Origin of the sequence: Pelosinus baikalensis, from assembly GCF_020819555.1 — a bacterium.
GTDB classification, from domain to species: Bacteria; Bacillota; Negativicutes; order DSM-13327; family DSM-13327; genus Pelosinus; species Pelosinus baikalensis.
Window position 1 is genome coordinate 76,341 of record NZ_JAJHJB010000001.1, and the last position, 15,072, is coordinate 91,412.

The 15,072-nt window shown below is 46.2% G+C and carries 13 protein-coding genes; 1 reads left to right on the forward strand and 12 read right to left on the reverse strand.

Annotation, left to right across the window (positions count from 1 at the left end; genetic code table 11):
* Positions 1-36 precede the first annotated feature (36 nt).
* The 9 genes from LMF89_RS00310 to LMF89_RS00350 all read right to left on the reverse strand — a co-directional run bounded on the left by LMF89_RS00310 (position 37) and on the right by LMF89_RS00350 (position 11,610).
* Positions 37-852, reverse strand: a complete 816-nt coding sequence (locus LMF89_RS00310) for a PP2C family protein-serine/threonine phosphatase (protein WP_229533350.1) — start codon at positions 850-852, stop codon at positions 37-39.
* Positions 849-1,394, reverse strand: a complete 546-nt coding sequence (locus tag LMF89_RS00315; protein ID WP_229533351.1) for an FHA domain-containing protein — start codon at positions 1,392-1,394, stop codon at positions 849-851. The genes LMF89_RS00310 and LMF89_RS00315 overlap by 4 nt, the downstream gene beginning before the upstream one ends.
* 153 nt (positions 1,395-1,547) lie before the next feature.
* Complete coding sequence (locus LMF89_RS00320) at positions 1,548-2,093, reverse strand: FHA domain-containing protein (protein WP_229533352.1); 546 nt, start codon at positions 2,091-2,093, stop codon at positions 1,548-1,550.
* 12 nt (positions 2,094-2,105) lie between these two features.
* Positions 2,106-2,558 carry a J domain-containing protein gene (locus tag LMF89_RS26040; protein WP_304622589.1) on the reverse strand — a complete coding sequence of 151 codons (453 nt, stop codon included), beginning with the start codon at positions 2,556-2,558 and terminating at the stop codon, positions 2,106-2,108.
* Between the two features lie 69 nt (positions 2,559-2,627).
* On the reverse strand, positions 2,628-3,053 hold the full coding sequence (locus LMF89_RS00330) for a membrane-associated protease 1 (protein WP_229533353.1): 426 nt from the start codon (positions 3,051-3,053) through the stop codon (positions 2,628-2,630).
* Between the two features lie 22 nt (positions 3,054-3,075).
* Positions 3,076-3,507, reverse strand: a complete 432-nt coding sequence (locus LMF89_RS00335) for a hypothetical protein (RefSeq protein WP_229533354.1) — start codon at positions 3,505-3,507, stop codon at positions 3,076-3,078.
* Positions 3,508-3,603: 96 nt separating this feature from the next.
* A complete protein-coding gene (locus LMF89_RS00340) occupies positions 3,604-5,793 on the reverse strand; it encodes a transcriptional regulator (protein WP_229533355.1) in 2,190 nt (729 codons plus the stop codon).
* 18 nt (positions 5,794-5,811) lie between these two features.
* Positions 5,812-7,554, reverse strand: coding sequence for a vWA domain-containing protein (locus LMF89_RS00345; protein WP_229533356.1), 1,743 nt, complete (start codon positions 7,552-7,554; stop codon positions 5,812-5,814).
* A 291-nt stretch (positions 7,555-7,845) separates the two neighbouring features.
* A complete protein-coding gene (locus LMF89_RS00350; protein WP_229533357.1) occupies positions 7,846-11,610 on the reverse strand; it encodes a phosphoribosylformylglycinamidine synthase in 3,765 nt (1,254 codons plus the stop codon).
* 103 nt (positions 11,611-11,713) lie between these two features.
* Between LMF89_RS00350 and LMF89_RS00355 the strand changes: the two genes are divergently transcribed.
* Positions 11,714-12,595 (forward strand): LysR family transcriptional regulator, encoded by an 882-nt coding sequence (locus LMF89_RS00355; protein WP_229533358.1) that lies wholly within the window; start codon positions 11,714-11,716, stop codon positions 12,593-12,595.
* A gap of 146 nt (positions 12,596-12,741) precedes the next feature.
* Here the strand turns inward: LMF89_RS00355 and speD are convergent, their stop codons facing one another.
* The 3 genes from speD to panD all read right to left on the reverse strand — a co-directional run bounded on the left by speD (position 12,742) and on the right by panD (position 15,067).
* Positions 12,742-13,554 (reverse strand): adenosylmethionine decarboxylase, encoded by an 813-nt coding sequence (speD, locus tag LMF89_RS00360; RefSeq protein ID WP_229533359.1) that lies wholly within the window; start codon positions 13,552-13,554, stop codon positions 12,742-12,744.
* Between the two features lie 449 nt (positions 13,555-14,003).
* On the reverse strand, positions 14,004-14,474 hold the full coding sequence (locus LMF89_RS00365) for a NanQ anomerase/TabA/YiaL family protein (RefSeq protein WP_229533360.1): 471 nt from the start codon (positions 14,472-14,474) through the stop codon (positions 14,004-14,006).
* Positions 14,475-14,680: 206 nt separating this feature from the next.
* Complete coding sequence (panD, locus tag LMF89_RS00370) at positions 14,681-15,067, reverse strand: aspartate 1-decarboxylase (RefSeq protein ID WP_229533361.1); 387 nt, start codon at positions 15,065-15,067, stop codon at positions 14,681-14,683.
* Between the last annotated feature and the right edge of the window lie 5 nt (positions 15,068-15,072).

Here is a 15,072-nt window from a genome sequence, read left to right on the forward strand (position 1 = left end):
TATGGACGTTGGACGCTGGATTTTGGCTGCCAAAGTCTAACATCTATAGATAACAATGCTGGCGTTGTCTTTGTCAGGCAATCTGCTGCGGTTAACGCGTTCGATAATCCGGAGCGCCTGCTGCTGCGCATCCCGGCCTTGCGCAAGCTCGTGCTCGATCTCGCGCCAAAGCAGCGTCTCGTAGATGCCGTCGCTGATAAGGACAACGGCGTCGCCGGCGCGCAGCGGCAGCGGCTGGCTGAAGAATTCAATGTCTTTAAAGCCGTCCTGACCGACGAAGTTATACAGACGGTGCCGGTTCAAGAGCTCGATCGCGCTTTCCTTTGCCAGACTTCCTTGCAGGTATTTCTGCTGGGCCAGCACACCAATGGTATGGCCTTCGCTGACCGGCACGAGGTCGCCGCCGTGATAGACGGCGATTTTGATATTGCCGACGAGCGCGTAGTAGAGCGTATGGTCGGCAATGAGGGCCGCGGCGACGCTGGCCGAGCCGCGCCCGTCTTCCACCTTGTTCAATATAGCACGATTGGCTGCATGAAAGGCTTTGCGGAAGTAATACTGCGGTTTTTCAAACGCCTTATATTCTTTAAATAAGTCCACGAACGTCTCCACGGCGATGCGCCCGGCGATTTTGCCGCCGTATTTCCTGCCCATGCCGTCGGCCAGCACCAGCAGGGTTCCCGTCTGATTTGCCAGAACGCCGTAATTGTCTTCCTGTACTTCGCGGTCGCCGATGGTCATGCACTGACCCACTCTGGTATTGCGGGCAGGCGTAAGCGTCATCCGCTTAATGACCAGGGCAATCACCGCTATGGACAGCACGAGGATAAGGGCAGCCGGTGCATGGATCATGCTCTTGCTCCCGCAGCGCTGTTTTCCGTATCTTTCGGCTTCTTCACATCTTCCCAGTTAAATTGCTCGCCACAGAACGGGATAAAGAGGAATTTGCTGTCGCCCAGTTCGATGACATCATATGTATTTAACACTTTCGGCGTATAGACGGCGTCGCCCTGAAGGTAGACGATGCCGTTCGATTCGCCCGGCAAGAGCACCATTTCTTTTTTCTTGGGGTCAAAAACGATGATGCCGTGATTACGGCGCGAAATTTTGTTGTCACCGAGAATCTGAATGTCCATATCGTCAGCGCGGCCGATAAAGTTTTTGCCGTTCTTAATCTTGTAGTCCTTGCCCTGCCGCGGCCCCGAAATACAAACGATCCAGCCGCAGACAGGCTGCACGTCTTCTAAAAACAGCAGTTCTTCCACATCTACGTCCGTCTGGCCGGTTTCCTTTTTTTCTTTGGTAGCCGTCTCGATATTGCAGTACGGGCAGACGGTTCCGTAGCGACGGGAACTAAACATATGCCCGTTTTGGCAGCGAATTAAATTGCTCATACGATTCCTTCTTTCTCTAATGTTTTATCCGATGACTAATCCGCTCTAAGGCTCCCGTCTTGGTATAAGCGGGAGTTAAGAGCGGCTAACTCCCTGGATAATTCCGACTAACATTCAAAAGAGTGTAAAACGTCTCTCGAATCAAGTCTCCATTTATCTTGCCAGCAGTTTGGTCAGGCCGACGATGATGACGTCGCCCGCGTCCAGCTTGCACGGCTGGTCGGCGGCAAGCTTGTATTTCCGATCGTCGACTTTTTTTTGCAGCACGACTCCGTTTTTCGAGCCCAGATCTTCGATGTACCAGTGGTTGTTGGCGTAATTTAAAACCGCATGCTCGATGTCGATCATCGAGGCGTAGACGCTCTGGTTCAGGTTAATATCCACATGGTTTTCTTTGATGTCCTTGCCGATTACCAGGGCCGTCTTGCCGAACATATCCCAGGCAGCAATGGGTTTTTCCTCTTCATTGAGGAGTAACAGTTCCGTGATAGCACCACCCTCCGGAACCGGCGTTTCCTGCACTGCCCGCTCTTTGGTGGCGGCCGTCAGATAAAAGACCAGGAAGGTGATAAAGCCGCTGCCGGCGCAAACGGCAATATATAAACTGATGGGCGCGTCTTCCATCCCGTACAGTGCAATCAGAACGACCAGACCACACAGGATCGCGATGGCCAGATCGATATTTTTTTTCTTGTCCATTGATACACCTCCTCACTTTTTGAAGTCGGAAAAGAAGCTTTCGAACATGGCTGTCGTATCGAGCGGGTTTTTCTTTTTTTTGGCGTTGACGTTGAGTTTTTCCTCGCGCGTAACCTTGCCCGTCTGCGGATCGAAGCCGAAGTAACGTTCAAAGCTGCCTTGCATGCCTTGCGCCATATTGGCAATGTCAAACGCGCCGCCGGCCGGCGCGCCGGCGGACTGCCGCCGGGGCTCTTCTGCCGCCGCGGCCGTTTTTTGCGCTGCCTCATCGTAGGACCGGCGCGCCTGTTTGTCGCTTAGAATCCGGTAGGCTTCGCCGACCTCCTTGAATTTTTGCCCCGCCGCCGGATTGTTCCGGTTGACGTCCGGATGATATTTTTTGGCAAGTTTCCGGTACGCCTTTTTGATCTCGTCTTCGCCAGCGTCCTTTGACACTCCCAATATTGCATAAGGATTCAGATTCATTTTGTCACTCGCTTTCGTCAGTCAATTTAGAAAAGGCGTGTCCGACCGGGACACGCCTTTTCGATTGCATTAGGCAGGGTATCCGCCTTCTACGGTAACGTTCGCTAACTTGTCCTTCTTCTGCCGGAGCGCCAGCGTGAAGGTGCCTGTGCCGTCCACATCGCCGTATTTTTCTTGGTAATCGACGACAAACGCATTGGGAAAGTGGTATTTTCGTTCGATTACGCCTGCCGCGGTCAGTTCGATGGTGACTTTGCGGTAGCAGTCGGCTTTTTCCGCCGGTACGACGGACCACAATGCCATTTTGCGCGTGCTGTCGTCGGGGTCGCCGTCGGTGGCGGCGAGAATTTTACCGATGATGACGAGGCCTGTGCCCACGTCTTTGGTGCGCGCATTGGAGTCGAGTGGAATTTCCGTCGTGAATTGTACGCTTTTGGTGCATTCCGGCGGAATGTCAAACGGTTCCTGTCCTTCGATTTTGATTCTAAATGCCATATTGTTTCACCCTTCCTTTCGCTTATTCCGCCCCGAAGCCGCCGTCAAGCTTCACTGCGGCATTCTGGTCTTTTTTCTGCTTCATATGGAGATAAAAGGTGCCGACGCCGGTTTCGTCGTCGAGTTCTTCCTTGTATTCCATCACGAAGGCATCCGGCAGCGTGTACTGCCGTACCATCTGGCTGGCGGCGACGATGTCAAGCTGGGCGCTTCTGTAGCAGTCCGCCTTTTCGCTCGGTACCTGCGACCATTTCGCCACGTTCAGCGTAGCGTCGGCTTCTTTGCCGCCGAGGGAGTAGAGCATTTTGCCCCACACTTTGATGCTGAGCGCCACGTCGGTCGCTCTCGCATTGGAGTCGTTTGGCGAGTCGGAGAAAAACTCCGCTTTGACGATGGCTCTTTCGTCAAATGCAATATCTTCCGGTCCGCCAGTGACCTTTAATCTGAAACCCATACTAATTCCTCCATTTCATTCTTTATATAAACTTGCCGGCGCAAATCGGATATGGCAAATACATTTAAAAATTCGCGCCGGCATTGGGGCAACGTTTTACGCGGTTCGGCCTGCCGACGTCAGACGGTTGATCTCGATTTCGAGGTTCTTCACGTTGCCGTTGAACGTGATATCCAGCGTGCAGATGCCGTTGGCTTCGTCGATGACGTAGTTGATGTCGTCGCCTTCGCTGATGATCGAGTTGACCTTATCGCGTTTGCCGATCCACAGGCTCTTTTGGCTCTGCGGATTGTTGGAGAAGAATTTGATGATATTGTCCTGTTTGAAATCGCCGGTGCCGTGGCGCAGAACGCGTTCGATGTACGTCGTGACCTGTGTCTTGTAGATCGGCTCGTACACGCCAAGCTCCGCGTCGTAGAGAAGGTTGCGCGCCTTGTAGACCATGATGTCCGTAATGTTCAGGCCGTCAAAGGCAGCGTTTTCCGAAGAGAAGACGAAGCCAAAATTCTTGCGGTTAATATCATCCTTGATACTATTTGTAAACCCGGTGATTTCTTTGGCCAGCGACGTCCGCACGCGCAGCGGGTGGTCGCCGGCTTCGATGTCAAAGCGCACGCCGGGCAGTTCGGTGTCAACGTTGCGCTTGAAAGTTTTCTTAAGGTATTCCGGGCATTGCGTGGCCGCGTACAGACCTGCCGCGACGAACGCCGCGCCAATATAGACACCGTCGATCCACAGCTTCATGATGTCTTCCTTGGCGCCAGATAGTTCCGCCATATTGGCGTCGTTTAAGAACATTTTTTTGTCGAGCACGACACCGGATTTGTCCTTCGGCACGATGGTGAAGTTCGGAACGCAGGGGATTGCAAATTCGCTGTAGGGTTTACCAGTCAGGCTTGTGCAGCGCTCGACGAATTTGTCGATGCCTTCCGTGGCCATGTAGTTGAAGGTCGTCTTGTCGCCCGTCTCGTAGCTGAAGAAGCACTGTACCCGATAGTCTTTCAGAACGTCAAGGATGCGGGCCAGCGATTCCACACTGTTGACGTTGGGATTTTCGACGACCTTGTTGCCCTGGAACCGTTCACGCGTCAGCTTCATCTTGGAGTTTTGATCAAGGGAGACGGACGGGAAGATCGAATACCAGACCGTATTGTTGAAGTCATTTTTCGCATTGACCGTGTTGAGGAAGGTGATCAGGCGCGGAATATTGGACGCTTTGGCCACCATTTCGTTGCTGGCGTTGGTAATGAGAAGGGTCGGCCGCATGCCTTTAAGCTTGGCCGGATATTGTTCAAAGAACAGTCTGACGCCCAGCACTTTTTCGATAAGCGGCTTGACTGTTTTGATGAAATCGTCTTTGGCGGTTTTATAAAATTCCAGATAGGAGTTGTAGTTGGCGATTTCTTTTTCCGTATCGACGGTCGATACGATCGTGGACGGCAGCGGGCAGAACGTCCGAGCGACGAGCGCCTTGACATAGTCGTTGTGATTTTCCTCGTTCAGCGCTTGGTAGTCATCCTCAATTGCCGTGATCAATCCCTGATTTATCTGGTCGTCGAGCGTGGCCAGGGCTTTGGTTTCCGGTTTCGGCGCTTCGAGTATCTTCAGTTCGCCCTCCTCACCCATCGACAGGACGCCTAAGGTAAGCGGCGTGTTGTTCTTGCCGTCGCCGCCCGCGCCCAGAAGCAGCCGCGTCTTGATGTCTTCGATCGCCAGCGGCAGCATAGCCATTACGTTGTTGTAGTTCATGCTGGCTTCTTCAAACATGACGTTCAACTTGTCGCCCACGTCGAGTCTTTTCGGGTCGCCTTCTTCAAGCAACGCGTACTCGGAGTAGACGTAACGCATCTCTTTTCTGATCTGGCGGATGTCTTCCATGACCTTGGCCGGCGAGATCAGATTGGTCAGTTTCTCAAATTTAAAATCGACGTTTAAGAGTCCTTGCGAGCGCTTCGTTTCCACCAGCGTCAGCAGCATCTTGAGAAAGTCGTTGTGCATGTTGAGATGGATTTCCGTCAGTAGTTCGTCCGGAATGGTTTCCGGTTTTTTCAGCGTGTACATGACGCGCTGGTTGTTGGCATTGTAAAAGGAATAGACGACAGGATCGAATTTTTCCAAAAATTCGTCAAAGCTCTTGACCGAGAGATGCTCGTTGATCTCTTTGATCTTCTCATCGTTAAGGCTGTCCATTCCCTTTACGTCGCCCACCATGGTGAGCAGGTCGAGTTTCTCGGGATTGATCTCTTCTAAAAGCAGGGTCCGGTTTGTTTGCGTAATAATAGCCAATTTGTCCACTCCTTTGCATTAGGGCCGTTCAGACGGCTTGACATTTTTGTATTCTAAGATCAGTTCGCTGCGCTCGTCCTCAAACGTAATATGAATTCTTTCGTGGAAATAGACGAGGCAGCTATGATCTTTTACCAACAGGTCCCGGTTTTTCAAAATGGTGCAGTCCGACTTGTTCGTAAGCACCAGCGCCTTGTTGGCACCCGGACTGAAAAAGACTTTATACGCGCCGGCCAGGGCAAAGGAAAGTCCGCAGTTTTCCAGAAGCGCCCCCAGACTGATTTCTTCTTTCCTGAAGTGGCGGTACAAATTGTATTCCATGGGCGCGATGTCGCTGTCGTCCGGTGCCTTAGTGACATAGATTTTGAGTTTGCCGGCGTATTCGTAGCGGCTTGCGGGCGGTGGAGCCGGCGGCACCGGTTTCGGTTTTCGCGTTCTCCACCAGACCAGCACAGCGATGGCAATGGCAATGGCCGCAACGAACGCAATTATTTTCCCATATCCTTCCGGCTGGTTGATCTGCACAGTTGTTGTATCCGGCGCAATGATGTTGACGCCGAGATCTTCGTAACGGACTTTCACAGCTACGCTGCGTGTGCTATCAGCCGGCAGAGAAAAACGGATTGCCCCTTTCTCCACCACCGCCGTGATTTCCTGACCGTCCGCCATTACAAGGACCTGTTTGCCTTCAAAATAGGGGTCATTCAAAAGATGCAGATTCTGATTTGCAGCGCTGACGGGAATCAGCCGCACCTCGGCCGTCTTTTGCTCCGATTGCCCAAGGGTCGTATTCTTCACTTCCACCTGAATCGACGCGTTCATTTCCAGAATCAGGTCGGCCTGCACATTGCCGCCGCCCGCAGACCCGAAACGGATCTCCGCCGTGTCGCTTTGCGGATGCAGCAGGTTCAATACGGCAAATCGTTTGCCGACTAAAATTTCGCCGCTTTGGGCTGTGTAACTGGCGCCGATATTGCCTATCGGTACAGTGGAAGTGAGGAGAATTTTCGCTCCATTGATTGAGTCGCTGCGTGCAAACGGCAAGCGCACGCGCAGCGTATCGCTTTGCAGATCACCGCTGCTGACGGCTGATTTGGCAATGCCGAATACCTCGTATAAAATCTTTTTGGCGATGCCGCTTAGCTGTGCGACGTCACTAACGTTAAACAACAACCCCTGCCGGTTGGCGGAATCGTAAATATTCGCCTGCGGCACGTTGCCCGGCTCACCGATCGCGACCGTACAGACGCGGATGCCGCGCTGAGCCGCCGCCTGCATCGCCCGGTTGAACTGCTCCTCAGAGGCTCCCGTCGCGACCGGATCGTCCAGCCTGATTTCGCCGTCGGAAAGCAAAACCACCGTTTTGTCCGCTGTACTATCCTTAAATAGCGTCAACGCTCTTTCCAGTCCCGCCCCGGCGTTCGTATAACCGGTATAGTTCACCTGGCGCAGCGCAGCGCCAATTTGTTCGCGTTTGGCGTCCAACGGCTTTGCCACCTGCACGTCGCTGCCATAGGCAACAAGGCCTACTGAATAATTCGATGGCAATGTATATAAAATTTCTTCCAGACCATCCGGCGCGAGTTTTTCCGCATCTGTCGTGTTCATAGAATTGCTGACATCGAGAAGGAAAACGACTTCATGTCTTTTTACTGCTTCCGCCGCCGTCGCGCTGTGGGAGGCGCTCCCAAAAAAGATGAGCAGTGCGAGCAACAAAAGGAAAAGAAGCGCCGGATTCTTTATAAAATTCGTTTGTATCAATCCGCTTTTCACCACCTTCCCAAAAAAGTTTTTTGAAATTCTATGTAAAATTATGCCTCATGCTTTTACCCCGCTTTTGGCTAAATTTCTTATCTCCTTTCCAGTATTTTCTTTACCAATTTAAACCATTACCGTTACAATAATACATTTTGATAACTATTTCATCTGCCAAAAGGTATAGATTTTAACATTTTTTATTAAAATCATATATTTATTTACAAAATTGTAATGTAAAGAAAAGTAAAAAGACTACCATAAAAATGGTAGTCTTTTTACTTTTCTTTTTCTATTCTATCTAAAGTATCCAATTCCAGCGGCAAATAGCTGTTGATCTTTGCTGCCAGGGACATTTTTCACTACCTGGTTGCCAATTCGTTCCGAATGACCCATTTTTCCTAATATTCTTCCGTCTGGGCTGGTAATTCCTTCTACTGCTTCTACAGATCCGTTAGGGTTGTAGCGAATATCATAGGTAGGCTGTCCTGTTTCATCTACATACTGAGTAGCAATCTGTCCCTTTTGCCGCAAGCTGTTTATCACTGCACTGCTGGCAACAAAACGACCTTCACCGTGAGATACAGGAATAGTATGAACCTCACCTAATTCTATGTTATTAAACCAGGGAGAAAGTTTTGACACAAGTTTGGTGTTCGCCATACAAGAGATATGTCTGCCGATTTGATTATAGGTTAACGTAGGGCACTCTGGTGATAAGTCAACAATGTCACCATAAGGTACTAAACCTAGTTTAATAAGAGCCTGGAAACCATTACAGATGCCCAGCATCAGCCCGTCTTTTTGTGATAAAAATTCCCGCAGGGCTTCTTTAATTTTTGGATTTCTAAACATGGTGGCAATATATTTGCCTGAGCCGTCTGGTTCATCTCCAGCGCTAAAACCACCTGGCAGCATAATAATTTGAGATTGATAAATAGACTTGACCATTTTTTCTATAGACTCTTCTACTGCTGATGGGGTGAGATTACGAATGACCATCGTATCTACGATACCGCCTGCCATTTCAAATGCTTTGGCAGAATCATATTCGCAGTTCGTTCCGGGGAAAACCGGAATAAAGATGCGGGGCTTGGCAAAAGAATGTTTTGCTTTTTTCGGATTGCTGGCAAACAACTCCTGCTTCGGTTTTTCCTTACTTATTTCTGTTTGCGTGGCAAAAACCTTAGTTAGAGGCTGTTCCCAAGCAGTTTGCGCTTTTTCAAGGTCAATAGAATAACCATTGATATCAATCCTTGGTTGCTCCTGGGTATGACCTATAACAGAATATGTCATCTCGCCTAACATCTCTTTTACAGCGATACCGGAAGGGATCTCTAGTATCAAGGAGCCATAATCGGCAGCAAATAAGTCTTGGGATGACAATGGAGAAGTAAAGGCCATGCCGATTTTATTACCAAAGCTCATTTTACTAATAGCCGCTGCTAAACCGCCCCTTTTAATTGTATGAGCGGCTAACACATGACCAGCTTTTATTAATTGAGTAATGTTAGCATAGTTCTGACACACGACAGGAAAATCTGGCAATTCATATGCATCACGAACTAACGGTACTCGTATGATCTGACTTCCGATCTCTTTGAACTCTGGAGAAATCACCCTGTCCGCTTGAACCACGTTGACGGCAAAAGCCACTAAAGTAGGAGGCACCGTCAGCTCTTTAAAGGTCCCAGACATACTATCCTTGCCGCCAATGGCAGGAATCGAGAACTGTTCTTGCGCATGAAGAGCGCCTAAAAGAGCACTAAAAGGTTTGCCCCATTTTACCGCATCCTGCCCTAATCTTTCAAAATACTCTTGCAAGGTCAGGCGAACGGTGTGATATTCACCACCCATAGCCACGATTTTTGCTACTGCTTCTACAACAGCATATACCGCACCATGGAAAGGACTCCAGGTGGATAGCTGAGGATCATAACCATAAGTCATTAACGTAGCTGTATTCGTATTCCCTTTAAGGACAGGAATTTTACTCGCCATTCCTTCTGCCGGTGTGGTTTGGAACTTACCGCCAAAGGGCATCAATACAGTACTTGCACCAATCGTACTGTCAAACATTTCGACAAGACCTTTTTGGCTGCATACATTAAGATCACGCAAATTATCAAGCCAAGCTATTTCTAGATTGTCTATCTCATTTGCTTTAGCAGCAAAATAATTTTCAGCTTCTACTGGCGCAGTCACCTGTACATCTACTTTTTGTTTAACACCATTCGTATTTAAAAATTCCCGGCTAATATCAACAATGGGAATTCCCCGCCATAACATGACGAGTCGCCCAGTATCCGTTACTTTTGCCACTACTGCCGCTTCTAGATTTTCTGTTGCGACATAGGACATGAATTCCTCCAGATGATGAGGTGCTATGACTACAGCCATACGCTCTTGGGATTCGGAAATCGCCAGTTCAGTACCATCCAGGCCTGCATATTTCTTCGGCAGCGCATCTAAATCAATGACCAGGCTATCTGTCAATTCTCCAATAGCAACAGATGCCCCGCCTGCGCCAAAATCATTACAGCGCTTAATCATCTGACTTGCTTTGGGATTTCTAAACAGCCTTTGTATTTTCCGTTCCGTAGGCGGATTGCCTTTTTGTACTTCTGCACTGCAGGTTGCCAGGGATTCTTCCGTATGCTCTTTTGAGGAGCCCGTTGCCCCGCCGCAGCCATCCCGACCCGTTTTTCCGCCCAATACAACCACGATGTCATCCACTGCTGGTCGTTCGCGTACTACATTTTCTTTTGGAGCAGCAGCGATCACTGCGCCAATTTCCATTCGTTTTGCGATAAAACCTTCGTGATAAATTTCTGCTACCTGACCTGTGGCTAAGCCAATTTGATTTCCATAGGAGCTATACCCTGCTGCCGCTCCCAAGGTTATTTTACGCTGGGGCAATTTTCCGGCTAAAGTATCTTCTACTTTTGTACGAGGATCACCGCTCCCTGTAACTCGCATGGCTTGATACACATAAGATCTGCCTGATAATGGATCACGAATGGCTCCGCCTAAACAAGTCGCCGCACCACCAAAAGGCTCAATTTCTGTTGGATGATTGTGGGTTTCATTCTTAAACATAACCAGCCATTCTTCTATGCTGCCATCCACATCCACAGGAACAACAATGCTGCAGGCATTAATTTCTTCCGAGTCATCCAGATCTGTGAGTTTGCCTTGCAGGCGCAATTCTTTCATCCCCATAACGGCGATATCCATCAAGCAGATATCTTTTTGTCGATCCTGATATACAAGGGATCTGGCTTTACGATATTGATCATAGGCTTTAGCAATCGGCTCTGAAAAATGACCTGTTCCTATATCTACATTTTCAATTGTAGTGAAAAAAGTGGTGTGACGGCAATGATCTGACCAATAGGTATCCAACACCCTGATTTCTGTGATTGTCGGGTTGCGTTTTTCCACATCACGAAAATATTGTTGGCAAAATGCAATATCTCCTAGTCCCATGGCCAGTCCCATACCTTTTAACAGCAATTCTAGTTCTTCTGCTGATTGGGTAATAAAACCGGGAATCATCTTTACATCAGCAGGTTTTCCCACTGTTAGCTCAAGACTACGTGGTTTTTCTAAAGAAGCTTCCCGCGCTTCTACCGGATTGATACTATACTCTTTTATTTTCTTAAACTCATCTTCTGTAATATTGCCTTGTAATACAATTACTTTGGCAGTACGAATGGATAAGTTTTCTGTTTTTGTTAGTATTTGCACGCATTGCGACGCCCAATGAGCTCGCTGGTCATATTGACCCGGCAGATATTCTACTGCAAATATTTTATCCTCTGGCTCTATGTTGAGTATTTCATCATAAACATCATCAACAGTCGGCTCAGAGAATATACTCAGTTTTGCTTCTGCAAACTCTTCCTGACTAATTCCCGATATATCATAACGATTGACAAGGCGTACATGTTTCAAGCCTGTAATGCCAAGATTCTGGGTAAGATCAGCATACATCCCCTTGGCCTCTACCGCAAAATCCTGCTTTTTTTCTACGAAAATTCGTTTGACTTCATATGGCATGTTTTTCTACCTCCTAGTATCGTCTTGCTATTGTTATTGTAATATATTATCATTAATTATAATAATTAATAGTATTAATAAAACTCATAAGGAGTGTTTATATATGGACGTTAATTTTGAGCTGTATAAAGTGTTTTACTATGTTGCTAAGTACTTAAGTTTCTCAGCAGCTGCCAATGAATTATATATCTCCCAGTCAGCTGTCAGCCAGGCAATAAAACAATTGGAAGAAAAGCTGAATACAAAACTTTTTTTTCGCAGTACCAAACACGTACAATTATCAGAAGCAGGCACACTTTTATTTACCCATGTAGAGCAAGCCTTTCACTTTCTAAAGACAGGTGAACGCAGCATCAATGAATTACATTCCTTAGAACAAGGAGAGCTAAAAATAGGTGCTAGTGATACCATTTGCAAATACTACTTACTTCCTTATTTTAAACAATTTAACCTTCTGTATCCTAAAATCAAACTCAATATTACCAATCGCCCATCTCCTGTTTGTGTGGATTTATTAAAAAAAGGCTTAGTGGATATTAGTGTTGTTAATCTTACCGCCGAAAAACTGTATCCGGGCATGACCATCAGCAAATGTAAAATGCTGCATGATGTCTTTGTCGCCAGTCCTGCTTTTGCTCATCTGCAAAGTCTACGTCTGGTTCTTAAAGATATCGCTGCCTTACCCATTCTCACATTAGAAAAGAATACAACGACAAGAACCTTCCTGGATTCTATGTTCGTCCAGCATAATCTCCCATTTGAGCCTGAGATTCAATTAGGCAGTGTGGACTTAATGATCGAACTGACAAAAATCGGACTGGGGATCTCATTTATCAGCAAGGAATATATACAAAAAGAACTGGCCGACAATCAATTATTTACCCTTCCCCTCACCACTGATATACCTCCGCGAGAGTTAGGGATTATGACTCATGATTATCTGCCAGTTCCACTTGCAGCACAGAAATTTATTGAATTGTTATAGTGACATAGCAACCACTAAAGATTTACACCTTGCATAGGTCACTGGTATATGACATTAAAAGCGTAGGTTAAGTGGCACGGCGAAGCGTTAATGTCATATACCAGTGGCCTCACTATAGAGTTTCTTTAATGGATCATAGATGACTTTCACTTCACTTTAGGAATATTACGACCAGCATAGATTTCTGACATTTCTTTTTTCAAGCGCTGTTTGATTTTTTTCTTCTCACCAGGCAGAAGTTCACCTTTGGCTGTGCCAAACAAATAATTATCCAAATCAAATTCTTTTAAGATCATTTTCGTATGGAAAATATTTTCCTGATAGATATTCACGTCAAGCATCTGATATAACTCACGAGTATCGTGTGCAATGTAATTTTGAATGGAATTAATTTTATGGTCAATATAAAACTTTTTCCCTGTAACATCGCGGGTAAACCCTCGTACTCGATAATCAATAATTGCAATATCAGAACTAAAGCTGTTAATAAGATAATTCAGTGCTTTTAGTGGTGAAATCTCTCCACAGGTAGAAACATCAATATCAGCGCGAAACGTACTAATCCCCTTATCAGGGTGACTTTCCGGATAGGTGTGTACGGTAATATGACTTTTATCTAAATGGGCTACCACAGCATCGGACTTAATTTCTTGCAGATCGATCAGCTCCGGTGCCTCAACTGCCATTTTTCCTTCTGAAATCAGCATGGTTACACTAGAACCTTGAGGGTCATAGTCCTGCTTTGCAATATTTAAGATGTTCGCACCAATCATAAGAGCGACTTCTGTTAAAATATTTGTAAGACGCTCCGCATTGTATTCTTCATCAATGTATTCAATGTAGGCTTGACGATGTTCCGGACTTTTCGCATAACATATATCATACATGTTGAAACTAAGTGTCTTGGTCAGGTTGTTAAATCCATACAATTTTAATTTTTTAATTGACTTTATTTCCATATTTCTTCTCCTTACTTGTTGTACAATTTCAAAGTCATGCCCTGAATCAGTACGGTATCATCGCCTGCTAGGAACTTTGTTGCTTTGACACTTATCATGCTAAAGAAACTTTGGAGTCAAATGGAGTTTTACCCACCTAACCTAAGTCCTACTTATCCGTCACATTTGGCCCCTCTAGGGCTCCACCTACTAAAAATAGGAGTCGTAGAGCGGCTTATTCATCGAATAAAATGTACTTCTAGTACTACATAATAGCCTACTTTTTTATTGCTGTAAATAGTATTTTTTCGAATCCCTCTGCGCTTAAAAAATAAAGGAAAAAGGATGCAACTCTCCTATCTTTAGTATAGTGTTTTGTCAATAAAGTATTCTTAATAGCTATAAAAAAAGAACGCTACAACAAATTTTCATCTGCGAGAGTTCTTCCTTTCATAGCTAGAAATTAATTATTATAATGCAGAAAGGGCTATTTTTAGCACTACCTTTTTAACTTTGGTCGCCGAGTGCAACGTACAATTGGGCCGATGAACATCATTAGGGAAAAGCACGGCATATATCCCAGGTTTTAGCAGCAGTTCTACCTCTTGCTGTACCCCTTGATAAAAAATCAGATCTCTTAGAGTCAGTTCGTCCTGAAGGACTTCATATTCTGGAGATAGCGGACTACACCCAATCATTTCTTCCCCCGAAACTACATATTGTATATCAATATACTTCTGATGGGCCTCTGGTTTTCTTTTCTCTTTAGGTTCCGTTTCATATTCTGAAACGGAGGCAAATATAGTATCCCCTTCAATATCATGCCGACCAACTGGCAAACTAGACAAATCGGTATTGATTAAATACAGCAAACCTCTTTGTAAGGCAGGTGACAAAGCAGCCTTCTCTTGTTCAAAATTTTTTAACTGTCCATAAATCATGTTAGCATTCTCCCTTTTTAAACCTATTTTATATCTATTCTTTATTTTTATTGCCTTTCCTCTGTCAATGAAGAGTTTTTTAAAATTTGAACCACAAAGACACAAAGGTCACAAAGGGGTGTGTGCCGCAGCAGCGGCATTGTGCCTTTGTGGTTCATAAATTCTATGAAAATAGAGGCAGTTTGCACTGCCTCTTGCACCTACTTTTAGCCAGCAATCTGACCATGGATTTCCTTGCCGCGAATTTCCTTAACTTTATTATTCTCACCTACCATCACTACAGTAGGAGTAAAGTCTTTTGCTTCCTCTTCAGTCATCATCCCATAGGAAATAATGATGACCTTATCATCAGGCTGTACTAAACGAGCTGCGGCCCCATTTAAACAAATGACTCCAGAATCTTTTTCTCCAACGATCACATAGGTTTCAAAACGATTACCATTGTTATTATTTACAATTTGCACTTTTTCATTAGGCAGAATTCCTGAAGCTTCCAATAAGCTTTCATCAATGGTGATACTTCCCATATAATTAAGATTAGCCTCCGTCACCGTGGCACAATGAAGTTTGGCCTTTAAACATGTAATAAACATAGAAA